Source organism: Natribaculum luteum, from assembly GCF_023008545.1.
GTDB lineage: Archaea > Halobacteriota > Halobacteria > Halobacteriales > Natrialbaceae > Natribaculum > Natribaculum luteum.
This window is the reverse complement of the sequence record NZ_CP095398.1, coordinates 40,751-66,495: the sequence shown is the minus strand read 5'-3', so window position 1 is coordinate 66,495 and position 25,745 is coordinate 40,751. Positions and strand designations below refer to the sequence as shown.

29 protein-coding genes are annotated in these 25,745 nt (G+C 64.1%); 11 read left to right on the top strand and 18 right to left on the bottom strand.

What is annotated here, in order from left to right; genetic code table 11:
- Window positions 1-538 precede the first annotated feature (538 nt).
- The 3 genes from MU558_RS19195 (at window position 539) to fmdA (MU558_RS19185) (ending at window position 4,130) form a co-directional block, all read left to right on the top strand.
- Window positions 539-1,747: a Cdc6/Cdc18 family protein gene (locus tag MU558_RS19195; protein WP_246975912.1), complete on the top strand. Its 1,209-nt coding sequence runs from the start codon at window positions 539-541 to the stop codon at window positions 1,745-1,747.
- A gap of 437 nt (window positions 1,748-2,184) precedes the next feature.
- The gene (locus MU558_RS19190) at window positions 2,185-2,388 is read left to right on the top strand and encodes a hypothetical protein (protein ID WP_246975909.1); all 204 of its coding nucleotides are present in this window, start codon (window positions 2,185-2,187) and stop codon (window positions 2,386-2,388) included.
- A gap of 470 nt (window positions 2,389-2,858) precedes the next feature.
- On the top strand, window positions 2,859-4,130 hold the full coding sequence (fmdA, locus tag MU558_RS19185; protein WP_246975906.1) for a formamidase: 1,272 nt from the start codon (window positions 2,859-2,861) through the stop codon (window positions 4,128-4,130).
- Between the two features lie 102 nt (window positions 4,131-4,232).
- Here the strand turns inward: fmdA (MU558_RS19185) and MU558_RS19180 are convergent, their stop codons facing one another.
- Window positions 4,233-4,574 carry a hypothetical protein gene (locus MU558_RS19180; RefSeq protein ID WP_246975903.1) on the bottom strand — a complete coding sequence of 114 codons (342 nt, stop codon included), beginning with the start codon at window positions 4,572-4,574 and terminating at the stop codon, window positions 4,233-4,235.
- 144 nt (window positions 4,575-4,718) lie between these two features.
- On the opposite strand from MU558_RS19180, the gene thsA reads away from it, so the two are divergent.
- Window positions 4,719-6,416 carry a thermosome subunit alpha gene (gene thsA, locus MU558_RS19175; RefSeq protein ID WP_246975900.1) on the top strand — a complete coding sequence of 566 codons (1,698 nt, stop codon included), beginning with the start codon at window positions 4,719-4,721 and terminating at the stop codon, window positions 6,414-6,416.
- 106 nt (window positions 6,417-6,522) lie between these two features.
- On the opposite strand, the gene fmdA (MU558_RS19170) is transcribed toward thsA, so the two are convergent.
- Complete coding sequence (gene fmdA / locus MU558_RS19170) at window positions 6,523-7,782, bottom strand: formamidase (protein WP_246975897.1); 1,260 nt, start codon at window positions 7,780-7,782, stop codon at window positions 6,523-6,525.
- A 247-nt stretch (window positions 7,783-8,029) separates the two neighbouring features.
- Between fmdA (MU558_RS19170) and MU558_RS19165 the strand changes: the two genes are divergently transcribed.
- Window positions 8,030-8,668 (top strand): hypothetical protein, encoded by a 639-nt coding sequence (locus MU558_RS19165; RefSeq protein ID WP_246975894.1) that lies wholly within the window; start codon window positions 8,030-8,032, stop codon window positions 8,666-8,668.
- Between the two features lie 71 nt (window positions 8,669-8,739).
- Here MU558_RS19165 and MU558_RS19160 read toward each other — a convergent pair whose 3' ends face one another.
- Window positions 8,740-9,006 (bottom strand): transcriptional regulator, encoded by a 267-nt coding sequence (locus MU558_RS19160; protein ID WP_246975891.1) that lies wholly within the window; start codon window positions 9,004-9,006, stop codon window positions 8,740-8,742.
- A 205-nt stretch (window positions 9,007-9,211) separates the two neighbouring features.
- Between MU558_RS19160 and MU558_RS19155 the strand changes: the two genes are divergently transcribed.
- Entirely contained in the window at window positions 9,212-9,751 is a 540-nt protein-coding gene (locus MU558_RS19155; protein WP_246975888.1) for an AmiS/UreI family transporter, read from the top strand.
- Window positions 9,752-9,786: 35 nt separating this feature from the next.
- Here the strand turns inward: MU558_RS19155 and crcB are convergent, their stop codons facing one another.
- The 4 genes from crcB to MU558_RS19135 all read right to left on the bottom strand — a co-directional run bounded on the left by crcB (window position 9,787) and on the right by MU558_RS19135 (window position 12,131).
- The gene (crcB, locus tag MU558_RS19150) at window positions 9,787-10,140 is read right to left on the bottom strand and encodes a fluoride efflux transporter CrcB (protein WP_246975885.1); all 354 of its coding nucleotides are present in this window, start codon (window positions 10,138-10,140) and stop codon (window positions 9,787-9,789) included.
- Entirely contained in the window at window positions 10,137-10,523 is a 387-nt protein-coding gene (locus MU558_RS19145; protein ID WP_246975882.1) for a fluoride efflux transporter FluC, read from the bottom strand. The genes crcB and MU558_RS19145 overlap by 4 nt, the downstream gene beginning before the upstream one ends.
- Window positions 10,524-10,700: 177 nt before the next feature.
- The gene (locus tag MU558_RS19140) at window positions 10,701-11,288 is read right to left on the bottom strand and encodes a carboxymuconolactone decarboxylase family protein (protein WP_246975879.1); all 588 of its coding nucleotides are present in this window, start codon (window positions 11,286-11,288) and stop codon (window positions 10,701-10,703) included.
- A gap of 75 nt (window positions 11,289-11,363) precedes the next feature.
- Window positions 11,364-12,131 carry a diphthine--ammonia ligase gene (locus MU558_RS19135; RefSeq protein WP_246975876.1) on the bottom strand — a complete coding sequence of 256 codons (768 nt, stop codon included), beginning with the start codon at window positions 12,129-12,131 and terminating at the stop codon, window positions 11,364-11,366.
- Between the two features lie 89 nt (window positions 12,132-12,220).
- Between MU558_RS19135 and MU558_RS19130 the strand changes: the two genes are divergently transcribed.
- A complete protein-coding gene (locus MU558_RS19130) occupies window positions 12,221-12,661 on the top strand; it encodes a universal stress protein (protein WP_246975873.1) in 441 nt (146 codons plus the stop codon).
- A gap of 101 nt (window positions 12,662-12,762) precedes the next feature.
- On the opposite strand, the gene MU558_RS19125 is transcribed toward MU558_RS19130, so the two are convergent.
- The 10 genes from MU558_RS19125 to phnG all read right to left on the bottom strand — a co-directional run bounded on the left by MU558_RS19125 (window position 12,763) and on the right by phnG (window position 20,989).
- The gene (locus tag MU558_RS19125) at window positions 12,763-12,963 is read right to left on the bottom strand and encodes a hypothetical protein (RefSeq protein WP_246975870.1); all 201 of its coding nucleotides are present in this window, start codon (window positions 12,961-12,963) and stop codon (window positions 12,763-12,765) included.
- Between the two features lie 245 nt (window positions 12,964-13,208).
- Window positions 13,209-14,027 carry a creatininase family protein gene (locus tag MU558_RS19120; protein WP_246975868.1) on the bottom strand — a complete coding sequence of 273 codons (819 nt, stop codon included), beginning with the start codon at window positions 14,025-14,027 and terminating at the stop codon, window positions 13,209-13,211.
- A 203-nt stretch (window positions 14,028-14,230) separates the two neighbouring features.
- On the bottom strand, window positions 14,231-15,013 hold the full coding sequence (locus MU558_RS19115) for a sugar phosphate isomerase/epimerase family protein (RefSeq protein ID WP_246976646.1): 783 nt from the start codon (window positions 15,011-15,013) through the stop codon (window positions 14,231-14,233).
- Between the two features lie 17 nt (window positions 15,014-15,030).
- Entirely contained in the window at window positions 15,031-16,191 is a 1,161-nt protein-coding gene (locus tag MU558_RS19110; RefSeq protein ID WP_246975865.1) for an alpha-D-ribose 1-methylphosphonate 5-triphosphate diphosphatase, read from the bottom strand.
- Window positions 16,188-16,922 (bottom strand): phosphonate C-P lyase system protein PhnL, encoded by a 735-nt coding sequence (locus MU558_RS19105; RefSeq protein WP_246975861.1) that lies wholly within the window; start codon window positions 16,920-16,922, stop codon window positions 16,188-16,190. Before MU558_RS19105 ends, MU558_RS19110 begins: the two co-directional genes overlap by 4 nt.
- Window positions 16,923-17,753: an ATP-binding cassette domain-containing protein gene (locus tag MU558_RS19100; RefSeq protein ID WP_246975857.1), complete on the bottom strand. Its 831-nt coding sequence runs from the start codon at window positions 17,751-17,753 to the stop codon at window positions 16,923-16,925.
- Complete coding sequence (locus MU558_RS19095; RefSeq protein ID WP_246975854.1) at window positions 17,750-18,784, bottom strand: alpha-D-ribose 1-methylphosphonate 5-phosphate C-P-lyase PhnJ; 1,035 nt, start codon at window positions 18,782-18,784, stop codon at window positions 17,750-17,752. The genes MU558_RS19100 and MU558_RS19095 overlap by 4 nt, the downstream gene beginning before the upstream one ends.
- Window positions 18,777-19,955, bottom strand: coding sequence for a carbon-phosphorus lyase complex subunit PhnI (locus tag MU558_RS19090; RefSeq protein WP_246975851.1), 1,179 nt, complete (start codon window positions 19,953-19,955; stop codon window positions 18,777-18,779). The genes MU558_RS19095 and MU558_RS19090 overlap by 8 nt, the downstream gene beginning before the upstream one ends.
- A complete protein-coding gene (gene phnH / locus MU558_RS19085; RefSeq protein ID WP_246975848.1) occupies window positions 19,956-20,549 on the bottom strand; it encodes a phosphonate C-P lyase system protein PhnH in 594 nt (197 codons plus the stop codon). It abuts the gene before it with no gap.
- Window positions 20,546-20,989: a phosphonate C-P lyase system protein PhnG gene (gene phnG / locus MU558_RS19080; RefSeq protein WP_246975845.1), complete on the bottom strand. Its 444-nt coding sequence runs from the start codon at window positions 20,987-20,989 to the stop codon at window positions 20,546-20,548. Before phnG ends, phnH begins: the two co-directional genes overlap by 4 nt.
- 235 nt (window positions 20,990-21,224) lie before the next feature.
- On the opposite strand from phnG, the gene MU558_RS19075 reads away from it, so the two are divergent.
- Genes MU558_RS19075 through MU558_RS19060 form a run of 4 tightly spaced genes read left to right on the top strand, consistent with a single transcriptional unit; the run spans window position 21,225 to window position 24,768 of the window.
- Window positions 21,225-22,247 carry a PhnD/SsuA/transferrin family substrate-binding protein gene (locus tag MU558_RS19075; RefSeq protein ID WP_246975842.1) on the top strand — a complete coding sequence of 341 codons (1,023 nt, stop codon included), beginning with the start codon at window positions 21,225-21,227 and terminating at the stop codon, window positions 22,245-22,247.
- A 25-nt stretch (window positions 22,248-22,272) separates the two neighbouring features.
- Entirely contained in the window at window positions 22,273-23,070 is a 798-nt protein-coding gene (locus MU558_RS19070; protein WP_246975840.1) for a phosphonate ABC transporter ATP-binding protein, read from the top strand.
- On the top strand, window positions 23,067-24,065 hold the full coding sequence (gene phnE, locus MU558_RS19065; RefSeq protein ID WP_377070838.1) for a phosphonate ABC transporter, permease protein PhnE: 999 nt from the start codon (window positions 23,067-23,069) through the stop codon (window positions 24,063-24,065). Before MU558_RS19070 ends, phnE begins: the two co-directional genes overlap by 4 nt.
- Before the next feature lie 4 nt (window positions 24,066-24,069).
- Window positions 24,070-24,768, top strand: coding sequence for a DapH/DapD/GlmU-related protein (locus MU558_RS19060; RefSeq protein ID WP_246975837.1), 699 nt, complete (start codon window positions 24,070-24,072; stop codon window positions 24,766-24,768).
- Between the two features lie 204 nt (window positions 24,769-24,972).
- On the opposite strand, the gene MU558_RS19055 is transcribed toward MU558_RS19060, so the two are convergent.
- Entirely contained in the window at window positions 24,973-25,710 is a 738-nt protein-coding gene (locus tag MU558_RS19055) for a flavodoxin domain-containing protein (RefSeq protein ID WP_246975834.1), read from the bottom strand.
- Window positions 25,711-25,745: the final 35 nt, after the last annotated feature.

Below are 25,745 nucleotides of genomic sequence, written 5' to 3'. Positions count from 1 at the left end.
TCGGCGAGCGGAAATTCGCTGGGTCTCGAGAAAGCCGCTGGACATACACACCGGGTTTCCGATGAAACGCGACGAAGCACTGGAGAGTCATACAGGGGAACCGCGCCGGCGAGAATCATCCTCGAAGTGCTGGAACTGTCGAAGGGATGCAACTGAGAAAGATGCAATTGAGGAAGATGCGACTGGTAAGTCGCTATCGGTACTTGTCTAGCATAGTTTTATTATGTTGTGGAGAGTATAGCCCACTGATTGAATCACGACGTATAATAAGAAGCGACGCTCGTCGCTTCATCGAATCGTAATTTCCAGTAGAACAGACGTTCTCTCCTCGAAATTCTATCTCTTGGAATAGCTCCCCGATCCCCTCAAATCGATGTCGTACCGGGTTAGTGCGACTAGATACCTTCTTTCCGATGAGTACAATCCCCCATTTCTTCTGGGGCCTAGACCCCTTCGAGCCATATTTCACCGGAAACACGGTGTGTGTGTCTCGGCGAAAACCTCAATACCTTTCACCGGAAATACGGTGTCCAGGTACATGTCCGACGATTTGTTCATTCGGGAGGATCCAATTTTCGTCAACAAAGAACTTCTCGAGATCAGTCACGTGCCGGACGAGGGACGAATCGTCGGTCGCGACGAGGAGATCGGCCAGCTCGCCAACGCGGTCAACCCCGCTATCTTCGGTCAGAGTCCGAGCAACGTCTTGATCTACGGGAAAACCGGCACTGGAAAGTCGCTTTGTGCGAAGTACGTCTCGAGTCGGCTCGTCGATACCGCCGACGAGGAAGGAATCACGGCGGCGTACGTCTACGTCGACTGCGCCCAGGACACCACCGAAACGCAGGCAGTGCAGACGATCGCCAGTACGGTCAACACCGAGGAAAGCGACGTGTACATCCCCGACAAAGGGATCAGCACGGCCACCTACTACAAACGACTCTGGCGCGTCCTCGATCGGACGTACGACGTCGTCCTGATTATCCTCGACGAGATCGACAAACTCGAGGACGACGCGATCCTCATGCAACTCTCTCGTGCCGGGGAGGCTGGGAAGCTCACCAACTGCAAGATCGGCGTCATCGGGATCAGCAACAAGATCAAGTACAAAGATCGGATGGACGAACGGGTCAAGTCGAGTCTCTGCGAACGCGAGTTCGTCTTCCCGCCGTACAACGCGAGCCAGCTCAACAGCATCATGGAGGCGCGCAGCGACGCGTTCCGCGAGGGCGTCCTCGAGGAAGCGGTCATCCCACGCGCAGCAGCACTCGCGGCTCGCGAACACGGCGACGCGCGGAAGGCCATCGACATTCTGCGGTACGCGGGCGAAATCGCGCAGTCGACGGACGCCGACACGGTTCGCGAGGAGTTCGTCGTCCAGGCCAGAGAGCGAGCGGAAGTCGACCGCTTTCGGGAACTCATCCGCGGGTCGACGCCTCACTCCCGGTACGTCTTGCAGGCGCTTACCGTTCTCTCTCTCGAGCACGGCGCTGGCGAGTCGGCCACCCCCGAGGAGGGATTCCGGACGACCCGGATCTACGACGTGTACGAACAGATTTGCCGCCAGGAGGGGATGGATACGCTCTCGCTCCGTCGCGTTCGTGACCTCCTGAAAGAACACGCGTTTCTCGACGTGATCGAACAGTCCCGCCACAGCGGCGGCAGCGCCGAAGGGAGCTACACCGAACACACGCTCCTCGAGGACCCATCGGTCGTCAAGAACGTGCTCGTGGAGACGCTCGAGTGAGATCAATGGAGCCGTCGGGTGAGCTCTTCGGAGTCGTCTGGTGAGATCTCCGGAGTCGTCTGGTGAGATCTCCGGAGTCGTCGAGTTTGATTTGCGGGGTTGACGGGTGAGATTTCCAGAATCCTCGAGTGAATTCACCGGAAACGCGGTGTCTCTCGAGGCGAATACCACCATTTGTAACACACCGGGTTTCCGGTGAAATAGAGCGTGACAGCGATCGGTTTCCTCATTCGGTATGAGAGATGGACACTGGTTCATCGGAAATGCGGTGTCAATCGGGATCAGATCGTGCAGTGTCCATCAGAATCTGATCGGAACGACGGTCGTCAGCGGACCCGAATCGATGGGTACGACGTCAGCGACGTCGTTTGCACTCCCGGCCGCTCGAGAACGGTCGAGTCAACAGAATTATTGCCGTCGACTACGGGTCATCTCGTATGTCCCCGGATAAAACGTGTCCCGACTGTGACGTCGCAATGGAGCGGATGAAACTCCAGGGAACAGACTTCGGAAATATTAGCATCGTCTCGGAGGGGCCGAAAGAGGGGTTTCTCAGTAGTATCCGTGCAGACGAGATACTGACGCCGGTTCCGTACGTCTGTCCCGACTGTCACCGAACCCTGTTTTACGCGGAGGGCTGATGGGGAGTCGTCCGCCGCGGTAAGATACTGGTACCGAGTGTCAAGTACCGAGTACCGCGGGCTACCGCGACCGTGCAGCCCGCTTTACAGGAGTACTTTTGTAATCTCTGGTCCTGCAGTAACGAATTTTTGCGGAGGTACACGAAAACGTAACCACATCATAATCGCAATCGCAGGGGTCGTCTGAGGTTCGGAACCACCGTAGACCACTGCTACGGTCGTCAACTGCTTGGGGTCGAGCCCCGAAGCATCCGCCTCGCACCGCCTGTGAACGACGCCAAGTCAGCACCGGTATCGGTCGTACTGACACAATTTCTATCGTGAGAGATGCGTGAAAGTGTTCTTCGATTACGGAGACGATTTTGACCCGTCGTTCACAATACTTTACTCTTCTATAGAGATTAACATATGTAATTTTTAATAGTGTATCTGTGGACTCTCACCCCGGGCCTGCTGGCCCGGAGATACCAATGCCGGAAGTTCATTTCGAGGTGGACGTGGAACGTCCACCCGACGACCAGCCGGGTGACAATCCGTTCAATCGGTGGCATCCGGAGATCGAGCCGGTGATAAGCGTCGAACCTGGCGAGACGGCGCGCCTCGAGTGTCTCGACTGGACGGGCGGTCAGATACGGGACAACGACGACGCAAACGAGGTTCGCGACGTGGATCTCAACCAGGTCCACTACCTGAGCGGACCGGTCGAAGTCGAAGGCGCACAGCCGGGCGACCTGCTGAAAGTAACGCTGCTCGACATCGGGCCGCTGAACGACCGCTGGGAGTACGGATTCACGGGAATCTTCTCACAGCAAAACGGCGGCGGGTTCCTGACCGATCACTTCCCCGACGCGGCGAAAGCGATCTGGGATCTCGACGGCACGTACGTCTCTTCGAGACACATTCCCGACGTGTACTACGAGGGGAAGATCCATCCGGGATTGATCGGGACGGCACCGTCCCAGGAACTGCTCGAGGAGTGGAACGAACGGGAACAGGAACTGATCGACAAACACGAGGAGGATCCGGAGTCGATTCACAACCATCCGACAGGTGAGTCGGAACCGCCGGTCGCGTCACCGCCGACGGAAGACGGCGCGCTACCTGGCGAAGCGACAGGCGACAGCGCCGACCGGATCGCGACGGAGGGAGCCAGGACCGTTCCACCGCGGGAACACGGCGGCAACTGTGACATCAAGGACCTCTCGCTCGGGTCGAAGATCTACTTCCCCGTCTTCGTCGAGGGGGCGAAGTTCGGTATCGGCGACCTGCACGCCTCCCAGGGCGACGGCGAGATCACCTTCTGTGGGGCCATCGAGATGGCCGGCTACGTCGACGTGAAGTTCGAACTCGTCGAAGGCGGAATGAACAAGTTCGGCGTCGACCACCCCATCTTCGAACCCGGCCACCGCGGTCCAAACTTCTCGGATTACGTCGTCTTCGAGGGCTACTCCGTCACCGAGGACGGCGAACAACACTACATGGACCCGCACGTGGCGTACCGTCGGGCGGCACTCGACGCGATCGACTACCTGACGAAGTTCGGGTACACGCGCGAGCAGGCGTACATGATCCTCGGGACAGTCCCCATCGAAGGAAGACAGAGCGGCATCGTCGACATCCCGAACGCGTGTTCGACGCTCGCCCTTCCGAAAGCGGTCTTCGAGTTCGACGTCAGCCCGGACGCCCTCGACGAACACGGTGGTCAAGGTCAAGTTCCCATCACTGACGACCCGCTGAGTTGAGTCGTCACCATCCATTTTCTTTCCAGTCACTTCGGTCGACGCATCGTCACCTCGAGCGGCGACGAGCGCGGTCGTACTCTCCCGCACCCTCCGCGACACTGATCACTCTCGATCCGTCGCCACCGACTCGAACAGTGCCTCGTCTTCGTCCTCGAGGACCTGCCGCACCACGGACGTGAGCGGGAGCAGGTATTCTTCGTCGATCGTCTCCAGTTCCGGGACGTCTCCGGTCGCCACGGCGTGGTATCTGGCAGCAGCGAGCAGTGCGACGCTCATGACGTCGTTCGTCGTGACCACGCGCTCGCCAATCGCCTGGTCGAGTTCCTCTTTGACGGCTCGGAGCCGCTCTCGCGTCTCCATCGACATCGTCAGCGAAACCTGGAACTGGTGTGGGACATCCTCGTGGAACTGGGCCGCTGCGGACGCGATTTCCTCGTCCGTCATGGGATAGTGAGTGGTGAGACAGCGACGTAAGTGTTCGGTGCGTTCGCAGGTCTCGAGTGTCTCCGTCCCGTTCGTCGCCCGCCACGAAAACCGCCAGTACCTTTTTGGTAACACGTAGCAAGAGAGATACCCGAACGAGCTATGGTGCACAATGGTGGGTACCAGTCAGTGCTGTCGGGCGGCGACGACGTCCAGCGCCTCGAGGGGCGAGATGCACAGAGTGCAAATTTCGCGGCGGGGAAGGCGCTCTCGGAGACGATCAAGACGACGCTCGGGCCGAACGGGCTCGACAAACTCCTGGTGACGTCGGACGGGCACGTCGTCGTGACCAACGACGGGGCGAGCATCGTCGATCGGATGGAAATCACTCATCCGGCCGCACAGTCGATCGTCGACGTCGCGGAGAGACAGCAGTCGCGGGTCGGCGACGGAACGACCTCCGCGATCGTGCTGGCCGGCGAACTGCTCGCGAACGCAGAAGGGCTCCTCGAGGACGGCGTCCACCAGACGACCATCACGCGGGGGTACGCCCGCGCGGCCGAACGGGCGCTGGACGCGCTCGACGAACAGACGACGACGGTCGACCCGACCGACGAAGACCAGCTGCGAGACGTCGCGAAGACGGTGATCACGGGCAAGTGGGACGAGCGGGCGAGCACGTTCCTCGCCGCGAAGGCGGTCGACGTCGTCCTCGCGATCGAGCAGGACGGAGCGATCGACGCCGCGAAGATCACGCGCAAGGCGATTCCGGGCAGTTCGTACTACGACTCGGAGGTCGTCGACGGACTCGTCATCGACATGGACACCTCGTCGACGACGTCGGTCTCGCCGGAACCGGGGCCACCCGACGCGATAGCAGACGCTACCGTCGCGCTGATCGACGGTCAACTCACGATCGAGACGGCCACCGGGCAGGGTGCGGTCAGCGTCGAGTCGCCCGAGGACCTGCACGCGTTCAGGGAGTACGAAGAGGACGTCTACGAGACTCACGTCCGGCGAATCGTCGACGCCGGCGCGGACGTCGTGTTCTGTCAGAAGTCGATCGACGACCGCGTCCGGTACCTGCTGGCCAGAGAGGGGATCCTCGCCGTCGAACGGACGCGACAGGACGAACTCGAGAAACTCGGCCGCGCGACGGGGGCGCGGCCGGTCGGAACGATCGACGACCTGACGCCCGAGGCGACCGGGCGAGCGCGACGCGTCGAACGACGTGACGTCGGTGCGACGGAACTGGCCGTCGTCGAGGGACGGGACGACGTCGAACAGGTGTCGTTGGTCCTGCGAGGCGGGACACAGCACGTCGCCGACGAGACGAAACGAGTAATCGACGACTGCCTGCGGGTGCTCACTCGTGCGATCGAAGACGGCGTCGTCGTCCCCGGTGGCGGCGCAGCCGAGATACACGTCGCACGGGATCTCCGGGAGTTCGCCTCGAGCGTGTCCGACCGGGAGCAACTCGCCGTCGAGGCGTTCGCGGACGCGATCGAGGTGATTCCCCGTATTCTGGCCGAATCTTCCGGACTGAATCCGATCGACGCCGTCGTCGAGTTACGCGCCCGCCACTACGACGGCGATCGGACGGCGGGACTGGCACTCGAGTCGGGGACGATCGCCGACGCGGTCGCTCGCGGCGTCGTCGAACCGCTCGCGGTGAAAAAACAGGCGATAGCCAGCGCGACCGAGGCGGCGAACACCCTCGTCCGCGTCGACGAGGTCGTCTCGGTCACGCGTGACGGGGCTGCCCACGCCGACGACGAGCACGACCACGATCACGGTCCGGGTGGCATCGTCGAGAGTACCGAGGGCTATCCGTGGGCGGTCGGTCACTCGATGGGACACTAGTCCGCCTCGTCGTCTTCTCTCTACGGATCGCTGATCGCTCTCTACGGAACGCTGATCGTGTCGTCTTCCGTGTGGGAACGGACCAAAGCGGGGTGTGAATCGACGTTCAGGACGGTTTCGCGACGTCGCCTCTGTTGCTGACGGTAGCGCCCTCTTCGAACGTGTCCGGATCGATGTCGATGTCGAACGCCTCGTTGGGGACCGACACCGTCACACAGGTGTTCGGCAGGTCGACGATGCCGGCGATGCGGCTCTCGACCGGAATCGTACTCAGGAGGACGTACGCCTGTTCTTCGGTGTACCCGAAGTTCGTCAGATAGTCGATCGCGTCCAGACAGGCCCGCCGCATACCGACGTTGGCGTTCTTGTAGTGCTGGGTGCCGTCCTCGTCCACGGAGTAGCCCTCGAAAACGACGTAGTCCGAGAAGTCGGGATCCTGGTATCCCGGCTTGAACATCGCGTAGTCGGTTCCCAGCTGCTCCATCCCGTTTTTCATCACGTCCACCTTCATGTCGATCCACCCGGCCATCTCGATGGCCCCGCAGAAGGTGATCTCGCCGTCGCCCTGGGAGAAGTGGAGGTCGCCGGTGATGAAGTTCGCCCCCTCGACGAAGACCGGGAGGTAGACTCGAGATCCGCGACCGAGGTTCTTGATGTCGCAGTTGCCAGCGTTCTCGCGGGGCGGGATCGTTCTGGCGGCCTCCTCCGCTGCCTCCTCGACGTCCTCTTCGTCCATGTCGCCGAGGAACACCTCGTTGGGCTCCGGTGGCAACGCGAGCGGCGGCTCGTCCTCGCGCGTCTCGTGGTTGACCGCCGTTTCGGCCTCCGCTCCCCGATCGATGAGCGCCTGTTCGCGCTCGTTCCACTCCTCGAGCAGTTCGTGTGACGGTGCGGTGCCGACGATACCGGGGTGGGTACAGCCCGGGAACCTGACGTCCTCGATGTGCCGCGAGTGGGTCATCACGCCGTCGAGTTCCCAGATCGCTTTCCGGGCTTCGGGGAAGTGATCGGTCAGGAACCCGCCACCGTTGTCCAGTTCGAAGATGCCGGTAAAGCCCCACTCGTTTTCCGGAAACGGCCCGAGGTCCAGGATGTCGATGACGAGCATGTCGCCGGGTTCGGCACCCTCGACCTCGAACGGACCGCTCAGGTGGTGGTTCGGATCGAGTCGCATGTCCCGGATGTCGTTTGCGCTGTCGTCGTTTACGACCTGGTTGCCCGTCCAGTCGAGACACTCGATCCGGACCTTCTCACCGGGTTCGATCGTCGCCGCCGGTGGGACGTCCGGATGCCAGCGGTTCACGATCGGATCTGGCTGTTCCTCTATCGATGCGTCGACGTCGACCTCGAAGATCGTCTCTGGCATGTCGCGTGTTGCCTATCAACGTACCTCTATTTATGGCTAATTCAGCCAGAACACTAGTTCAAAACGGGCAATAGATCTCGAGCAGCCCGATCTCGGGGCTCACGGTGGGGGCGAGCGGTCGGAACGATCGACTCGTATCGACGCGTGCGACGTCGGGGCCAGTGGACCCGCCACTCCGACACGGATCCAATCGACGAAACTGGCCGGTAACGTTTTTTACCCGGTCGTCGGTACTCCAGATACTCCTATGGCGACGTCCAGTTCGCTCCCAGCAATCGATCGCTGTATCGATCTGTACCTCACCGCGTACGGGCGCTTCGGCGACGACCCGTTCTCGAGTGCCAGCATCGCCGACTACTGGACGTCGTCGTCGGAATCGTCAGACGCCAACCTCGAGCAACTGCTCTCCTTGCTCGTCGCCTACGGACTCGTCGAACGAACCGACGACGACCAGTACCGAGTTCGATGTTCACCTGACGACGACGTCTCGAGATGGAACGAACGAGCCAAATTACGCGCCGAAACGTTACGCCGCGCGGTGACAGCGGCGAGAGACGACGGCCGAGCAGCAACCGAGTCCGAGGCGGAGCCCCTCGAGTACGACGGGGCGTCGTTCGCGAGCGTCTTCGTCACAGAGGGGGACGACGTCGACGCCGTCGCCACGACGGTCGCGAACGTGTTCGACTCGAGCGAGCGCGTCGCCGGCGTCGTTCTCCGTTCGTCGGGCGACGCCGCGGGTCACGTCCAGCAGCTCGCCGATTCGCTGTGTGACCGAGCCGATCCGCCCGGACGGTCGGGGTCGCTCGAAAAGGAGTCCTCCGACCTCGTCGGCGAGCACAAAGACGACCTCGAGTTCCGACTCTTCTTGCGTACCACTCGAGCCTGATCGCCAGTCCGTCGCGCGGACAGTCCCCGCGTCGAGGCCGGGAGCGGAACTCGACCGCTCGAGAGCGATAGCTACTCCAGCGAGTCGCTCGACACCCACCAGATCTCCTCGTGAACGACCCACCCGCCCGTCTGGAGGTTCTGCGAGAGCGTGATGTGATTGCCGTCCGGATCGGCGACAGTGACCGAGTACGTGTCCGTGTCGACGACTTCGTACGCCGTCTCTCGATTGTTGACCACCAGTCTGTCTCCGACGTCGACGTCCTCGAGTCGGTCGGTGATCGTTTTCGGGGGGAGGCCCGACCGCTCTTTGGCAGTTCCCGTTTCGTCCCGTGACATACTGGGTCAGTTCGAGATCCGTCGACAAAAATCGTAGCTCCCGTCGGGAGACGAACGAGTCGACGGACTACGCTCGCACCGGTTTCCTGGGCGTGTACGTACTTCGAACGGTGACATTCCGAATCTACAGGGATCAGGGTTATTGTTTCCCATACCGAATCAGACATTTGCGTGTATCTATCACGCAATGGAGGCACGACCATCAATGACGCTGTACGCAATCCTCGGCATGGGGCTGGTCTTCGTTGGAGCGGTACTGATCGTAAACGGGATCTGGCTACTCGGCAAGGGATCGGACAGGGACGTCGCGATACTGAACTTCTTCGTCGGAGTTCTGACCTTCCTGATCGCGATGTGGTGGGCATTCGGAGAGCTGTGGGCGTTCGGGGAGTACCAGTTCGGCGACGCGTTCACGGCGTCGGGCACCCTGCTCTTCTCGTTTACCTATCTGTGGATCGGCGCGAACGCCATCCGGGGGATCGGCGACCAGCGGTCGTTCGGCTGGTACTGCATCTTCGTCACCGTCGTCGCGATCCCGACCGGCTATCTGGTGTTCACCGGCGGTGACGTGGGACTGGCCGCACTCTGGTGGATCTGGGCCGTCCTCTGGGCGACGTTCTGGATCCTCCTCGGACTGGAACGGACGGAGTACACGGAGTCGATCGCCTGGTTTACGACGGCCGTCGGCGTCGTAACCGGTGCAGCCGGGTATCTGATGGCGGCGGGATTCTGGCCGTGGGCATGAAATGACGCGACTGCTCGAGGCTCACGGATCGCCGGTCACGCGATCAGTACCCACGCGATCCCGATCGCGGTCGCCGAGAGAGCGATGTTACCGAGTGCGTAGCCGGTAGCGAGCATCGACTCCCCCTCTTCGGCGAGCTGGACGGTGTCGACGCAGAACGTCGAGAACGTGGTGAAACCACCACAGACGCCGACGCCGACGAACAGTCGAGTCGCCTCCGACGGGCCAGAGAACATGACGAGACCCAGGACGAAACTCCCCAGCACGTTCACCAGAAGCGTCGCGAGCGGAAACCGACTCGTCTCGACGATCCGTCCGACCGTGTATCGGAGCACGGCCCCGACCGCACCGCCCAGACCGACGTAGACGGGATCGATCACGGCCGTCATCGCGAGTCACCTCGCAGCCGTAACGCCAGCGCACGTCCAGCGACGACCCCTGCGAAGCCAAAGCCGTAACTCACGCCGACGTTCAGCAGACCCACCAGCGGTCCCGCCGACACCGACTCGAAGGCGAACGTACTGTAGGTCGTGTACGACGAGACGAAACCAGTCGAGAGGAGGAGTCGTCCTCGCTCCGTGAGGTAGTCGGTGTACATCGCCTCGTAGACGACGAATCCGAGGACGAAACTTCCCGTCACGTTCGCGACGAACGTGCCGGTCAGTCCAGGAGCGGCGAGCCCGACGGCGTACCGCGCGTTCGCCCCGAAAAAGCCACCGACGGCGACGAGTAACGGAACCTCGAGGTCAGCGAACCGGGACTGGATTGCCATCTCCTGATACGGGACGCTTCTCTTCCAAAGAATTTCTGGAACGGTCACAGCTCGTATCAGCCACGCTTCGGAGTCGACGCCGGGCGTCGGACGTGACCGCCGCTCGCTGTCTGGCAGCGGCGAGACGGCACCGCCACCGATCGAAGGTGGATGGCTCCGGCCTGCGCCTCCCCGTCGTCACTGGTCGACCTCAGATCGGTCGAACGGGTACTCCAGCCCACTCGGATACGGACTCTCGTCGGTCGTGTCGAGCGTGAGGGCGATCGAGAATCGATCGAGACCGACCTCGATGCTCGCGAACAGCGCCAGTTCGACGATCTCTTCCTCGCTGAACACTGTCCGGAGTTCGTCGAAGAACTCGTCCGTAATTCGGTGGGGGTCTTCGGACATCTGGTCGGCCAGTCGGACGGCCAGCTCCTCGCGTCGACTCAGTTCGTCGGCGTCGAGTTCCTCGCCGAACACTGCCTCCTCTCTCGGTGCGACGTCCTCGGCGACGGCCTGGGTCCTGACCGTCGCACAGTAGGCACACCTGTGGACCTCCGCGACGCGAAGTCGCATCAACTCGAGCAGTTCCGTATCTATCGTCTCACTCGCTGGAAACGCGTCGAACGTGTCCATCAACTGCGTGAGAAGCCCTGGCTGGTGTGCCATCGCCCCGAAGAACGCCGAATCGCCGTACCACCCCTCTCTGGCTTCCTCGAGCCGTCGATTGGCCTCTTCGTCGTCCGTTTCACCTGGCTCGAGGACGTCAATCCTGGACGTCATATCGTGGCGTATGATAACATGAACAATAACGATGGCGGTGATCGCCGTCGAAACAGCGTTCGTCACGTCGTGGTGTCACGCCTCGTCCGATGCCGGCGGTTGGAGTCGGGCGTCGGTAATCCGAACCCGTCCCCAGGTCCCGGACCACTCCCGTTCGAACTCGAGTGTGATGGGACGTGACATGTGCGGGCCGTCGGTGACGATCGTCTCGAACTCCCCGCCCTCGCCCAGGAGGTGGACGCCGTATTCGCGGTGGAGGTCGTCCAGGTCGGCCAGCGCGTCGCGATCCAGTCGCCGACCGAGCCACGACTCGTCGAATCCGGGTGCCGTCACCTCGACGACGAGTATCTCGAGGCCGCCGTCGATCATCGTTTCCGCGAGTTCGCGCGGGTCTGCCTGCCACAGCGGCGCGAAGAAGTCACAGCCGAGCAGGTCGCACATCGATCGGAGGCGATCGGCCTGGTGCTCGCTCTCGACGGTCCCGGCGACGACACCACCCAGCCCATCGTCGAATTCGGCGTCGAGCGTCCGGAGGGCGGACTCGAGCGGTTCGATCTCTGTGTCACGCTCTGCGCTCGAGTCGTGGTCGGCCTCCCGTGCGACGTTGGGAGGTTCGACGTCGGTGATGGGGATGCCGACGTCGACGACGGGAATCCCGATGCTCTGTGCGGCCAGTCGGGCGACCGACGTCGCGGGCGCGTGGTACCTGTGCGATCCCGCCGGTGGGTGAACGATCGCGAGTCTGCGGACGTCGTGCCCGGCCTCGAGAGCCCGATAGAGCGCCCACGAGGACTCCTTGCCGCCGGAGAAGAGCGCGACCCATCCGCCGTCGGATCCGGACATACGCCTTCTTTTCTATCGGAGAGTAAACACCTTTGGTCGGTCGGCAACGGACGCTCACGTATTTCTGTCTCTGTCGCGAAAGACGACCGATGTACGAGCGCATTCTTCTTCCGACCGACGGGAGCGACGAAGCGAAGCAGGCGGCCGACCACGCGATCGACCTCGCCGAGAAGTACGACGCGACGCTCGACGTCCTCTCCGTCGTCGACACGAGAGCGTACGACACCGAGGGGATCACGTCGGTGGTCATCGACGGCCTCGAGGAACGAGGACGACGGGCGGTCGACGAATTCGCGGAGATGGCGTCGGATCACGGCCTGGAGCGGGTCGAGACGGCCGTCGAGCGCGGGATTCCGTCCGAGACGATCCTCGAGTACGTCGACGAACACGACGTCGATCTGATCGTGATGGCGACGCACGGTCGGACGGGGTTCAGACGGTACGTACTGGGGAGCGTCACGGAAAAGGTGGTCCGAACGTCGTCCGTTCCGGTGCACACGGTGCGCGTGAATCCATCTCTTGCCGATTGAGGGGCCTTTCCACGTTCGACGCAGGCGGCGTAGGGCGCCGTCGAAATCCCGCTCTCCGGGCGCACCGTGGCGCGAAACGCCTGCTCGCGCCGGATGCGAACTCAGCGGAAGCGGCGGTACGCTCGCAGGAGAAGCGAAGCGACCGTCCCGGCGCCGGGAAGACGCGAGGAAAGCGCAGCGGCACCGATCAACAGGAATCCGCTCAATCGCCGCCCGTTCGCAAATTCCAGCATCGCATCGATCAGCGTCGTCACGGTACTTGCGTTCTTGAGCATCTCGGACCGATCACTCGTTACTGTCATTGCTATCGGATTGGACAACGACCCCGACCGAAAAAACACGGCAGGCTTGCGCTCGCCGGGTGCGATACGGCGATTTTCGTTCCAATTGCGTTCCCCTGTGCTCACCGCCGAGCTGCCAGCCACCACCTCGGAGGAACTCGACGGAGCCGGAGAACGGATTCGACGGCGGCGACGCCGCCTCGGCCGGCCCTCGACGATCGGGGCGGGCGTTCTCGAGTCGTCGTCGACGTCGGGACGACCTCGCGTCACCCGAAGTACTCCTCGTCTGTCGGCTTTTCTCGCTTGTAGATCTCGTCGCGCTCGGCCTGGAACGTGTTGATCAGTTCCGCGACGGCGGTCGTGATCGTCTCGAAGTACTCCTCGCCCCGTTCGGGAGTCGCCTCGCTCGGATCGCCCCACGTTCCGGATTCGCTCACCCGGTAGAACGACGATTTCCCGATCAGGAGGTGGTCCAGGAGTGCGCCCGGATTCGAGATATCTCGTGGCATCTCCGGATCGTCGTGTTCGGCGGCGTCGAGGTCGACGAGGTCTTCGTCTATCGCCATCACCGCCGCCGTTTCGCCGACGTTCGCGTGCCATCCCGTGTCGAACGAGAGGTATTCGGCCATGTCCTCTGGATCGAGAGCGTCCCAGTACGGGAACGCGTAGACGTACTTTTCGGGCGGGAGATCGTGGCTCGCTTTGTTCGCGCCGACCTTGGCCGCGTAGTCGTTCGTGAGGTGGCCCGAAATGAGGACGACGTCCGTAAAGCCGTTCTCACAGAACGAGTAGGCGACGTCTCGAAGCGTCGTCGCCAGCGTCTCGTAGTTGACGTACGTCACCGCATTGTAGCCCGCGTGCATGTCCGAGGCCCCGTAACTCATCCGGGGGGCGACGAGTGCGTCCACCTCCGACGCGATGCGCCGGCAGATCTCCTCGGGAATGAACGCGTCGGTGCCAAGCGCCAGGTGCTGGCCGTGCTGTTCGGTCGTTCCGACGGGGACGAGTACGGTCGGCACGTCGGTTTCGTCGATGTACGATTCTACTTCTGGTAGTCGCATCTGCTCGAGTTCTCGCTGCGGCATAGCCGCGTGCTACCACACGTGGTGGCAAATATTTATTTAATGATATTATGGGATAACAAGTAAAATATCGGATGAGGTAGATTCTAGAGAAAGGAACTGGCAAATCGCCAGCGTTTCGCAACGGCGGGTGGCTGGGGGAGTGTCGGGTACGCGTCGCCGTCGAACGACTCGCACGCGCGATCGGGCCCCGTCGGGAGCGCACCTCACCCGTCGACGGCGAGTTCGGCATCGAGTGGCGGAACGTCCGCCCCCACGCTGCGTGCCACGTCGTCGGCGGCTTTCATCTCGAAGACGAAGTACGCTGCTGGCACCGTCTCGAGGATCTCCCGGTACTCCGTCAGCGGGTCGTGCTGGTCTGCAGTCCCGTCGTTGTCGTGGAGGTGGCAGACGCGGATGCGGTCGCCGAACCGGTCTACGAACTCGCGCCAGTCGTACCCGTTGACCTTCGCGTGGCCCACGTCCAGCGTGACGCCGAGGTGTTCGCCGTCGACTGGGACGGCCGCGAGCGCGTCGGCGAGGTCGTCCGGGGTGGTCGTGTAGCGGCGTTTGTCGCCGCTCCGGGGCTGGTTCTCCAGACAGAGCGCCACGCCGACCTCCCGGGCGTACTCGGCGCACTCGAGGAGCGACTGTCGGGCGTTCTCGGCCGCCTTCTCGCGAACCCACTCGGGGTAGCGGTGGGGAACGGACCCCCCGTGAACGACGACGGCACCGGCCCCGGCGGTCACCGCGTCGTCGAGACTCGCCTTGACCTGGTCGACGCTCGCCCGCCGGACGTCGTCGTTGAAACTGCCCATGTTCCAGTCGCGAAACGGGGCGTGGTACGTGATCGAGACGTCGTACCTGTCGGCCAGCTCGCCGAGATCGTCGGGCGTCGGCGCGTCGGGGTGTCCCTCGAGGTACTCGCGCTTGAGTTCGACGTGATCGAGGCCGAGGTCGGTGAGGTAGGCGAGAAACTCCTCGACGGAAGCACCAAAGCGGACGTCCATGGCCGCACCGAGTCGGCTCACGGCGATCCCTCCGCGCGATAGATCGGCTCGCCCGCGACGAACGCCCGCGTGACCGTCGGCGTCGGCTCCTCGTCGATCACGACCAGGTCGGCCCGACAGCCCTCGACGATCCGACCGCGCTCCGTGAGCCCGACGGCGTCGGCCGGCCGTTTCGTGACGCGGGCCACCCGCTCCGGCAGGGGTTCGCCGGTGTCGACGAACGGCGCGGCGAGCAGCGACGTGGGGTGGTAGTCGGCGACCAGGGCGTCGACGACGCCGGCGTCGATGGCGTCCGCCGTCCGCAGATTGCCCCACTGGCTGCCGCCGCGGACGAGGTTGGGCGCGCCCATCGTGACGGTCATTCCCAGGTCGTGTGCGCGCGCGGCCGTCTCGAGGGTGATCGGGTACTCGCTGATGTCCACGCCGACGTCGGAGAGCCGTTCGACCTCCGTCACCTCCTCGTCGTCGTGCGAGGCCGTCGGAACGCCGTGGGCGTGGGCCGTTTCCACGACGCGGTTTACTCGCTCGCGAATCGTAGACAGGTCGAGGTCGCCTCGCTCTTCGATCAGCCTGTGGGCTTCCTCGACGGTGTGATTCTGGGAGTTGCGGTAGTACTCGAGGAACGCCTCCTGATCCCGGAACTGGCCCTTGCCCGGAACGTGGCTCATCACGGAGACGAGGTCGGCGTCGCCGGCCGCGACGACCTCCTCGACGGCATCGACGCACCGTGCCTGTGTCACCTCACAGCGGGCGTGGATGCGGTGGTCGGCCATGAGGTCGTCGGCGCACTCGACGGCGTCGGCGATCTCCGCACCCAGTTCCGGCGAGCGGTTCTCGTCGGGGTCGACCTCGAAGGAGATGGCGTGGAACTTCGTCGTGATACCGGCGGCGACGTTCGCCCGGTCGGCAGACGCAAGCGCCATGTGCGTATCGACGCGCGCGCCCGACCGTGGGTGGAGATGCGACTCGATGTCGTCGCCGTGGAGGTCGATCAGCCCGGGGCAGACGAGCCGTCCTCGAGCGTCGACGGTTTCGTCCGCGCTCCGCCCGACGTCGCCGACGCCGACGATCCGATCGCCCTCGATACGCAGCGCCCCCTCGACGACCGCCTCGGGAGTGACGATGCGGGCGTTCTCGAGGACCGTCGTCGCCTCGCCGGCCGCGCGTTGATGGCTCATACGACGACCTCCCCTGCGTACTCCTCGATCGGAACGATCCGCTCGACGCGCGCGTCCTCGAGGACGACGACGCGATCTGCGACCGCCTCGACGACGTCGCGGTCGTGGAAGACGCCAACGATGGTCGTCTCCTCGTCGAGGTACTCGTGGAGCAGGTCGATCGCAGCCGCTCGCGTCTCCGGATCGAGCGCGCTGGTCGGTTCGTCCAGCAATAGCAGTCGCGGCTTCGGCGCGATCGCCTGGGCGAGGTTGATCCGCTGACGCTCACCGCCGGAGAAGGTGGCGGGATAGGCGTCCCACAGTTCCTCGGGCAGGCCGAGCCGCGAGAGCAGCGTCTCTGCCGTCTTCCGTGCCTGCTCGATCGGAATCCCACTCTCGCGTAGCGGTCGGGCGACGACGTCCACGGCCGGAACGCGGGGAATCTCGTCCAGGAACTGCGACGTGTAGCCGATGGCGTCGTCGCGCAGGGCGATGACGTCGCGTTCGCCACACGTCGCCAGGTCGACGTCGCCGTCAGCGCCGTGATAGACGACGCGCCCGGCGGTCGGCTGGTAGGTCCGGTAGATACACTTCAGTAGCGAGGACTTGCCGCTGCCGGACTCGCCGACGATGGCGAGGAACTCTCCGCCGTCCACCTCGAAGGAGACGTCGTCGAGCCCGACGACGCGCGTTTCCCCGAGGACGTGCATGTCGAAGGTCTTCGAGAGACCATCGACGGTCAGTACCGTCATTTATATCACCGAGTTGATGAGCGTCTGCGTGTATTCGTGGTGTGGGTCCTCCATGACGCGGTCGGTCAGGCCGGATTCGACGACCCGGCCGTGGCGCATCACGAGGGTTCGGTCGGCCAGCAGGCGGACGACGCCGAGGTCGTGGGAGACGACGATGGCGGCGACGCCCTCCTCTCGCTGGATCCGCCGGAACACGTCGAGGACGCGGGCCTGGACGCTCACGTCCAGTCCAGTCGTGGGCTCGTCGAGGATGACGAGTTCGGGATCGTTCGCCAGCGCGCGGGCGATCTGGACGCGCCGTTGCATCCCGCCGGAGTACGTGTGCGTCGGATCGTCCATCCGGTCGACCGGGATCTCCGTCTCACAGAAGAGTTCTCGGACCCGCTCGCGGACGTCCTCGTAACTGCGCCAGCCCGAGGACAGCAGCTTCTCGGCGACGTTGCCGCCGCCGGTGAACTCGAGGTTCAGCCCGTCGCGGACGTGCTGGTGGACGAGGCCGACCTCACCGTTGCGGAGTTCGTGGCGTGTCTGGTAGTCCGCCTCGAGCAAGTTTCCGTCGTGGCCGGCGAGTCGAACCGTCCCCGCCTGGGTTCCCTCCCGTTCGGGCTCGAGCGCCAGCATCTCGGCGAGACTCGACTTGCCGCTGCCGGACTCGCCGACGATGCCGAGCACCTCGCCGGCCTCGAGGTCGAGGTCGACGTCGGCACAGGCGACGACGCTTCCACAGACCGGACACTGGTTGGTGCCCGCTCCATCGCCGGTGCGCTCGCGACAGACCGGACAGCTCTCGCCGTAGACCTTGCTCAGGCCGGTCGCCTCGAGCAGGCTCATTCGTCGTCACCTCCATCGTCAGCATCTCCAGCGACACCGCCATCGCCGTCGGCGTCGGGAGTGCCCGGTCCCCAGTCCACCCCGGATCGCTCGAGGTGGTGGTCTTTCGGGAGTGTGGGATCGTCCTGGCGTTTCAGGCAGAAACTCGCGTCGTTGCACGCGAAGTGGCGCGTGCCGTCGTCTGTCTCGACTTCGGTGAGGTAGGTGTCGGTCGAGCCACAGGCGGCACACGACTGCTCGGGGAAGCGTTCGACCTGGAACTGCCGATCCTCGAACGCGAGCGGTTCGACGTCGGTGTGTGGCGGGACGGCGTAGATGCGCGCCTCCCGGCCCGCGGCGAACACGAAGAGGTTGTCCGCGTCGTCGAGTTTGGGGACGTCCCACCGCGGGATCGGCGACGGGTCCATCAGGTAGCGGCCGGCGACCATCGTCGGGTAGCGGGCGGCGATGTTGATCTCGCCCCATTCGACGACGTTCTCGTAGAGGTGGACCCACATCTTCCCGTAGTTCTTGTGGGCGTGTCGCCGACGATTCGCCGCGTCCGAGGAGTCGACTTTGCGGAGCGCGTCGGTGACCGGCACCTGCAAGACGAGGATCTGCTCGTCAGTCAGCACCTCCTCGGGAATGCGATGGCGCGTCTGGATCACGTCGGCGTCGGTCGTGTCGGTGGTCGTCGCCACCTCGGCAGTGTCCACCGCCAGCCGGCGGATGTTGGCCGCGTTGACGGACTCGTCGGAGCCCTGGTCGATGACCTTGAACGTCTCTTCGGGTCCGAGTAGCGACAGCGACGCCTGGATGCCGCCGGTTCCCCAGCCGCGAGCCAGCGGCATCGGCCGCGATGCGTACGGCACCTGGTGGCCCGGGATGGCGATCGCCTTCAGGATCGCCCGTCTGACCTCGCGTTTGGTGTGTTCGTCCAGGTAGGCGTAGTTGTACCCCTCGAGACCCTCCCCCTCGAGGTCCTCGAGGGCGGCCTCGATGGAGTCGGTCGATACTGCCGTCTCCACGTCGATATCGTCGGTTTCAGTCATCGTCGCTCGCCTCGATCGTCTCTCGATCGCTCGGTTCGCTTTCGCTCGACTCGCGCTCGGTCGGGTCCGTGCCGTCGTCGGTTGCGGGTTCGGCTTCGTCGTCCGTGGTCCCCGCGACCTTCCGCTCGCGAATGGCGCGGATGCGGTCCAGGATCGACTGGAACGTGACGTAGTGAGGGAGTTTGAGGTGCTCGATGAAGCCAAACGAGTCCATCCCGTCGACCACGTCGAGGACGAACTCGGCGTTCTCCGCGGGTTCGTCCTCGCTTTCGAGCTGGATCGAGGCGTCGAGGATGGTCATCGAGATGGCCTTGCGCTCGTTTCGCCCGAACGTCAGCCCGTAGCCGAAGGCGAACTGGGGGTCGTCTCGTTTCGCGTACACCGGGACGACCGCCTCGCTCTCGCTGACCGCGACGTCCGCGACGGTCACCTCGTCGCCCGTGTAGGGGTGCTCGATTGTCAGCGGTAGCTTTCCGACGCGGACTTCCGCCAGCGTCGGATGGACCTGTCCGTACCCTCGCAGCGCGGAGTAGCCGAGCGCGGTCACCGCACCCGTCTCTCCGCGTGCGAGTTCCTGGAGGACGGCGTCGCGCTCGACCGGGAACGTGACCGGCTCGCGGGTGGTGTCCGTCGGCGCGTCGACGTCCGGTTCGTCGGGTTCGGAGACCAGCCCCTCCTCGCGGAGCACGTCCACGACGTTTGTGAGCGTCGTCGGCTCGGCGTCCTCGAGGTCCCAGTCTGCCGTCGGGTCTTCGCCCTCGTCCTCGTCCTCGAGTTCGAAGTCGAGCAGCCGCTGCGTGTAGTCTTTCGTCGGCCCGAGGATCTGTCCGCCAGGGACGTCTTTGAACGCTGGCGAGACGCGCCGGGTGGCGAACATCGCCGACGGTTCGACGGGGACCGACTCGTCCCACCGCTCCAGCGTCGAGCGGTACGCACGCAGCAGGAAGGCCGCCTCGACGGTGTCGCCTTGCGCCTGCTTCACGGCGAGTGCGGCCAGTCGCGGTGCGTACAGTCCTGCCTCGCTCATCGCCTGGGCGGTGAGTCGCTCGAGCTGTCCCTCGAGCTGGTCGACGGTTATGGGGGCGTCCTCGTCGGCGAGGCGCTGTTTCTCGAAGAGGTCTTCGGCCCGCTGGATGAGCTCCTCGCCAGCCTTGACGGCGACGTAGCCCATCTAGCGCTCACCTCCGTCGTCCTCGGAACCGCGTTCGCCGTCGTTCGCGACCCGAAAGGTGACCGATCGCGGGAGGGCGGCGACTGCGTCGCCGCTCGTGAAGACGGCGTCGACGCCGCACGGATAGTCCGATTGTGCGTCCGCGAGCGCGGTCACCTCCGCTTCGGGCAGTCCGACACCGAACGTCGTCGCTCCGTCGACGCCAGGGCCGGTGACGGTGACCGCGGTCTGTCCGTCTTCCGGACTCGCCGCCAGCCCGTCGACCCGGTAGACGACCGTCGCACCCTCGCTCGGCTCGACGAGTGACCCGCGCTCGAGGTCCCGGACGTCCCACGAGGGCACTCCCTTCGTGTGGACGACGTCCGCCTCGGCCGGAGGGGCCGCCTCGAGTCGTCCCTGGCTGGCCAGCGCCTCGGTGAGTTCCTCGTCGCTCGAGTGGAACGTCACCTCGTGGTCGACCAGGGCGGCGACGACGGCGTAGTCGGCAGGCGCAGTCCGCGTTCGGTGGACGGTTCCGGGACGACTCATCGCGTCACACAGCGTGCGGAACGTCCGTCGCGTCCCGTGGACGGGGTCGACGTCGATCGCTCTCACAGGTCGTCCTCCATGGTTTCGAACTCGACGGCGGTGTGTTTGCTCTCCGCCCACTCGCGGGCGCGTTCTTCCTGATGGTTTGTGGCGACCTCGCCCAGCCGCGTCGCGATGTCGTCGGCGAGTCGATGACCGCCGGCGACCGCTGCGTCGACGATGGCACCCGAGAGTGCGCCTCGCTCGTCTTTGCCGGAGACCATCGCGAACCCGCGTTCGTCGCCCAGTTTCACTTCGGCCGGGGTGACGACGACCTCGCCGAGGTTGAACGGCCGCCGCTCGACGGGTTCGACGACCTGTTGCATCACGAGCTGTGGTGTCGGTTCCTGCAGGACGGACAGGGAGGGATCGTCCGCCAGCACCTGGTTCGCCAACCGGGCGAGCACGTCGCCGTCACACGCAGCGATGAGCTCGAACCGATCCGAACGGTCGTGTGGATTTTCCATGCAGTCACTCGGTGAGAACCACAACACCAGTGTAAGGCTTCGCTGGGTACTCTCTATTCCCCGCCGGCGATCCTGGACGCTTCCCGGGATCGTAACTGACAGTCCGGACCGGTCCAGACTGGTACGGACGCTCGGTACTCCAGCGAGGTGTCGGTTCTCGTTTCGGGTCCCGTTCGAGACGCTCCGGACTTTACTCAGTCAAGGGTTATTCGATCCCGTTGCCAGCCTTCAGGTGATGTCAGACGAGACCAGCGCTGACGCATCTACCATGCAGGACGGGCGAGAACGGACGATGACCGAACGGCTGAGCCGTCGCCGATTCGCGATCGGTGCCGCGACAGGCACCGCGGCGTTGACCGGGTTGGCCGGCTGTTCGGGCGTCATTTCCAGTGACGACGGCGACGTCGTGACGATGTTGCTGACGCCGGATACGCCCTCGGACGTCCGTCCGCAGTACGAACCGGTCCACGACATGCTGGAGGGCGAGATCGACGGTCTCGACCTGGAGATGGAAGTGCCCAACGACTACTCGGCGGTCCGACAGGCCCTGAACAGCGAACAGGGCGAGATCGGGATGGACGACGTGACGCTCATCTCGAATCCGGACGTGATGGACCTCTTCGGCACGGCAGTGACCGGCGGGACTGCGTTTTACTTCTCGATGATGCTCACCAAACCCGACTCCAACATCCAGGAGCGGACCGATCTGGAGGGCAAAAATGTCGCGTTCGCCGACCGCCTCTCCACGAGCGGGTCGATCTTCGCCGTCTACGCCCTGAAAGAGGCCGGGCTCGACGTCGGGGACGCCCCCGACGGCGATCCCGTCGATTTCGACGGGACCTGGTCGAACCACGCAGACGCCGTCCAGCGGGTGATAAACGACGACGCCGACGCGTGCTGTACGTGGAGCGGCAACGGGATGTCGTACCTCGCCGAGGGCCAGGAACTCCCTGAACGGGTCGAAGAGGAGGACTCGTTCATCGATAACCGCGGGGAGAAAGAGGAGACGCTCCGTCCGTTCTGGTGGTCGTTCCCCATTCCGAAACAGCCGATCTACGCGAGGAGTTCGTGGGACTCGCCGATGAAAGAGAAGATCCGCGAGACGCTGCTCGCGTCCGACGAGGAGCTGATCCAGGAGTACATGCCCGACGATTACAACGAGACCGACCTGCCGTTCACGACGCTCGAGGAGACGGGGATGGACAACTACGAGCCGGTCATCACGCGGCTCGACGACCTCGGTATCGAACTCGGGTAACGACCGACCGCGACAATTTCTCACAATGAGTACACTCACAGTGGAGAACCTGACGAAGGAGTACGGAGACGTGACGGCGCTAGACGACGTCTCCTTCGAGATCGAGGACGAGTTCGTCGTCCTTCTCGGGGAGTCCGGCGCCGGAAAGTCGACGATGCTGCGGTGTATCAACGGCCTCACCGAACCGACCAGCGGCGGCATCTACCTCGACGGGAACCCTCTCGAGGAGTCCCAGCCGTCGATCGGGATGATCTTCCAGCAGCACAACCTCGTCGACGGCGTCTCTGCGTACCTCAACGCGCTCACCGGTTCGCTGGAACGGACGGGGTTCCTGTCCAGCGTGTTCCAGTGGCAGGATCGAGCCGACAAGCTTCGGGCGCTCGAAGCCCTCCAGACCGTCGGCCTCCTGGACGAGGCCCACCAGCGCGTCTCGCAGATGAGCGGCGGCCAACAGCAGCGCGTCGGCATCGCGCGAGCGCTCGTGCAGGATCCCGACCTGTTGCTCGCCGACGAACCCGTCGCGAGCCTCGATCCCGCAAGTGCCGAGACCGTGATGGGCTACCTGCGGAAGGCTGCGGGCGTCCACGAGGTGACGGCGCTCGTGAGCCTCCACCAGGTCAACATCGCCGCACACTTCGGCGATCGATTCATCGGGCTGCGAGACGGCCAACTGCTCTTCGACGTCGGACAGGGCGAACTCACGCCCTCGCTGATCGACGACCTGTACGGCAGCGTCGAGACGGTCGGGCTCGCCGAGCAGAACTCGGGTGACGGCCCCGGCGACCGGACAGAGCCCCACACCGAGTGGAGGGTCGAAGCGTGAGTTCCGGCTCGCCGTCCGACAGCCGGAGTCTCCGAGAGTACTTCGGATTCGACGACGCCGGCGGATCGGCCGTCGACCGGAAGTTGACCGAACTGAAGCGCCGGAAGACGATCCGACGGCTCTGGACCGTCCTGGGTGTCGTCGTTGGCGGGATCGTGTTCTACCAGAGCCTCCTGACGACCGAGTTTACCCTCAGCCAGCTGTTCACGCAGTTTCCGTTCTTCCTCGACGCGCTCGCCGAGTACTTTCCGCCGACTACCTACTACGGTATCCCCTTCATCGACGTCGGACAGTACTGGAACTTCATGCAGGAAGCGGAACTGTTCCGCGCGTCGGGCGTGACGATGGCGATCGCGTTCGCGGGGACCGTTCTCGGTCTGCCGGGTGCGCTCCTCTTTGGCATCCTCGCGAGCGAGCGCGTCGTCCCGTACCCCTTCAACTTCCTCTTTCGCGCGACGATGAGCTTCATCCGGGCGATTCCGGCACTCGTCTGGGCGCTCATCTTCATCCCGCTCGGCGGCGTCTCGCCGTTCACGGGCGTGCTCGCGATCATGGTCGACACGACCGGGTATCTCGGGCGACTGTTCACCGACGAACTCGAGGAGATCGCGGACGGCCCGATCGAGGGTGTCGAGAGCACGGGCGCGAGCAAACCCCAGGTCATCTCGTTCGGGATGCTGAGCCAGGTCTTCCGCCAGTTCATCGCCTGGATCGCGTTCGACCTCGAACACAACGTCCGGGTCGCGATCAGCCTCGGCCTGATCGGCGCCGGCGGGCTGGGACTGGAGCTGGACATCCAGCGGCGGACCTTCAACTACACGGAGATGATGGCCTGCATCATCCTCATCGTCGTGCTGGCGGGTTCTGTCGAACTCGCGAGCCAGCGCGTTCGGTCGTACCTTCGCGACGACGACGAGGTCGAACAGACCGGGATCCTGGAGGCGCTCTGGACGGCTCCCAGGAAGATCCTCGAGTCGACGGCCGGCCGGCGGTGATTCGATGACGTCTATCGACTTCGAACGACGAGACGACGGGTACTACGTTGCGTCGCACAACGCGCGAAGCGTCGACGAGCTGTCGCCCGAACCGACCGTACACGAGTCAGTTCAGATCAGCGACAGCAGCCTCGGATCGTGGACGGAAGTGCGTCCTGGCTGCCGTCTCCTCGAGTCGGACCTGGGCGACTACACGTACCTCATGGAGCGGGTCCAGCTCGACTACACCACGATCGGCAAGTTCGGCAACGTCGCCTCCGACGCTCGCCTCGGGCCGACGAACCACCCCATCGATCGCCCGACCGCCCACCACTTCACCTACCGGGCGGCGATGTACGGACTCGGTGAAGACGACGACGCCATCTTCGAGTGGCGGGCCGACCAGCCGGTCGAAGTCGGTCACGACGTCTGGATCGGTCACGGCGCGACGGTCCTTCCGGGGACCACCGTGGGCAACGGGGCCGTCGTCGCCGCCGGCGCGGTCGTCGTCGACGACGTTCCCCCGTACACCATCGTCGGCGGCGTCCCCGCCGAACCGATCCGCCGGCGCTTCCCCGAAGACGTCGCCGCACGACTCGAGGCCACCGAATGGTGGCACTGGGACCACGAGACGCTCGCAGACCGGCTCGCGGACTTTCGCGACCTCGAGACGTTCCTCTCGACGTACGCGCCCGAGCAGCCCGAGTCGTCCCGGACCGACTGATCGCGTCCAGAGCCGTACGGTTGGCGTCGCGGGCCTCTAGTGTGTCTCCTGCTTCCATGCAGCGACACCACGGGGTTCGTCTCCGTCTCCGTCTCCGTCTCACACTTTCGGAGTCGAGATGTCTCGATCCACGCGTTTTCCGTCAGCAACCCGTTGTGCCGACGATCGGCTCGAGTACTCCTCGAGTGGATCTGTCCCCGTCAGTCAGGACTGTCGAAGCGATTGCCTGCGGACTAGCCAGTATACGACGCCGAGGAGTCCGGCGAAGAGTCCGATTTCGGCGAGCCGACGACCACGCCCGCGTTCCCGGGGCGACGACTCGTGCTCGCGGTTCGTCGTTACCGACTTCCACTCTTGCACCGTGGCGGTACGGTCGTCGGTCTGTGACGTTTCGGCAGCGACACGCCGTTCGACGAGCGCGGCGAAGTCGGTGGCGAACGACTCGACCTCGTCCCAGTCGGTGTACTCGTAATCCCGTGAGGTATCCGTATCGCCGGTCGTTATCGCCGAAAACAGCCTAAAAAAGAGCCGCGTGAAGGCCCCGTATTGCGTGTATTTGACCGCACCGGCAAAGAGCCCGACGCGGCCGGGCTGCCATCCGGTGCGTTCGACGAGGCCATCCACCCACTCCTGAGCGCCGTCTCGAGCCCAGTCGGTTGGAATGGCCGAGGCAAAGGACAGCTGGAAAAACGCGGTTGGCCGCGTCGCGAGCGTCTCGCTGTTTCGCTCGACGAACGCGACGACTTCCGGCAGGTGTTTGCGATTGATGACAGGCGAGCCGACGAGCACCGCGTCGGCGTCGTCGACGAGCGCGTCCGACGCCTCCGTCACGTCTCGCGTTGTGACGTCGTGTCCACGGCCGATGAGAACGGTTTCGATGTACTCGGCGACGGTCGCCGTCTGTCCCTCGTCGGTTCCGTACGCGATGAGAAACGATACCATCCGGAATCACGCCTTCGCTACGACCTCGATGGTGG

Coding starts and splice junctions, on each gene's coding strand:
- MU558_RS19160 (WP_246975891.1), bottom strand. CDS start 9,006: ATGTCACGGGACGAAACGGGAACTGCCAAAGAGCGGTCGGGCCTCCCC.
- MU558_RS19100 (WP_246975857.1), bottom strand. CDS start 17,753: ATGAGCCTGCTCGAGGCGACCGGCCTGAGCAAGGTCTACGGCGAGAGC.
- MU558_RS19155 (WP_246975888.1), top strand. CDS start 9,212: ATGACGCTGTACGCAATCCTCGGCATGGGGCTGGTCTTCGTTGGAGCG.
- crcB (WP_246975885.1), bottom strand. CDS start 10,140: ATGACGGCCGTGATCGATCCCGTCTACGTCGGTCTGGGCGGTGCGGTC.
- MU558_RS19090 (WP_246975851.1), bottom strand. CDS start 19,955: ATGGGCTACGTCGCCGTCAAGGCTGGCGAGGAGCTCATCCAGCGGGCC.
- MU558_RS19060 (WP_246975837.1), top strand. CDS start 24,070: ATGACGTCTATCGACTTCGAACGACGAGACGACGGGTACTACGTTGCG.
- fmdA (WP_246975897.1), bottom strand. CDS start 7,782: ATGCCAGAGACGATCTTCGAGGTCGACGTCGACGCATCGATAGAGGAA.
- MU558_RS19180 (WP_246975903.1), bottom strand. CDS start 4,574: ATGACGGACGAGGAAATCGCGTCCGCAGCGGCCCAGTTCCACGAGGAT.
- MU558_RS19135 (WP_246975876.1), bottom strand. CDS start 12,131: ATGTCCGGATCCGACGGCGGATGGGTCGCGCTCTTCTCCGGCGGCAAG.
- MU558_RS19105 (WP_246975861.1), bottom strand. CDS start 16,922: ATGACGGTACTGACCGTCGATGGTCTCTCGAAGACCTTCGACATGCAC.
- MU558_RS19055 (WP_246975834.1), bottom strand. CDS start 25,710: ATGGTATCGTTTCTCATCGCGTACGGAACCGACGAGGGACAGACGGCG.
- MU558_RS19140 (WP_246975879.1), bottom strand. CDS start 11,288: ATGACGTCCAGGATTGACGTCCTCGAGCCAGGTGAAACGGACGACGAA.
- MU558_RS19130 (WP_246975873.1), top strand. CDS start 12,221: ATGTACGAGCGCATTCTTCTTCCGACCGACGGGAGCGACGAAGCGAAG.
- MU558_RS19145 (WP_246975882.1), bottom strand. CDS start 10,523: ATGGCAATCCAGTCCCGGTTCGCTGACCTCGAGGTTCCGTTACTCGTC.
- MU558_RS19165 (WP_246975894.1), top strand. CDS start 8,030: ATGGCGACGTCCAGTTCGCTCCCAGCAATCGATCGCTGTATCGATCTG.
- MU558_RS19125 (WP_246975870.1), bottom strand. CDS start 12,963: ATGACAGTAACGAGTGATCGGTCCGAGATGCTCAAGAACGCAAGTACC.
- MU558_RS19075 (WP_246975842.1), top strand. CDS start 21,225: ATGTCAGACGAGACCAGCGCTGACGCATCTACCATGCAGGACGGGCGA.
- MU558_RS19120 (WP_246975868.1), bottom strand. CDS start 14,027: ATGCCGCAGCGAGAACTCGAGCAGATGCGACTACCAGAAGTAGAATCG.
- MU558_RS19110 (WP_246975865.1), bottom strand. CDS start 16,191: ATGAGCCATCAACGCGCGGCCGGCGAGGCGACGACGGTCCTCGAGAAC.
- phnG (WP_246975845.1), bottom strand. CDS start 20,989: ATGGAAAATCCACACGACCGTTCGGATCGGTTCGAGCTCATCGCTGCG.
- MU558_RS19115 (WP_246976646.1), bottom strand. CDS start 15,013: ATGGACGTCCGCTTTGGTGCTTCCGTCGAGGAGTTTCTCGCCTACCTC.
- MU558_RS19095 (WP_246975854.1), bottom strand. CDS start 18,784: ATGACTGAAACCGACGATATCGACGTGGAGACGGCAGTATCGACCGAC.
- MU558_RS19070 (WP_246975840.1), top strand. CDS start 22,273: ATGAGTACACTCACAGTGGAGAACCTGACGAAGGAGTACGGAGACGTG.
- fmdA (WP_246975906.1), top strand. CDS start 2,859: ATGCCGGAAGTTCATTTCGAGGTGGACGTGGAACGTCCACCCGACGAC.
- MU558_RS19195 (WP_246975912.1), top strand. CDS start 539: ATGTCCGACGATTTGTTCATTCGGGAGGATCCAATTTTCGTCAACAAA.
- MU558_RS19190 (WP_246975909.1), top strand. CDS start 2,185: ATGTCCCCGGATAAAACGTGTCCCGACTGTGACGTCGCAATGGAGCGG.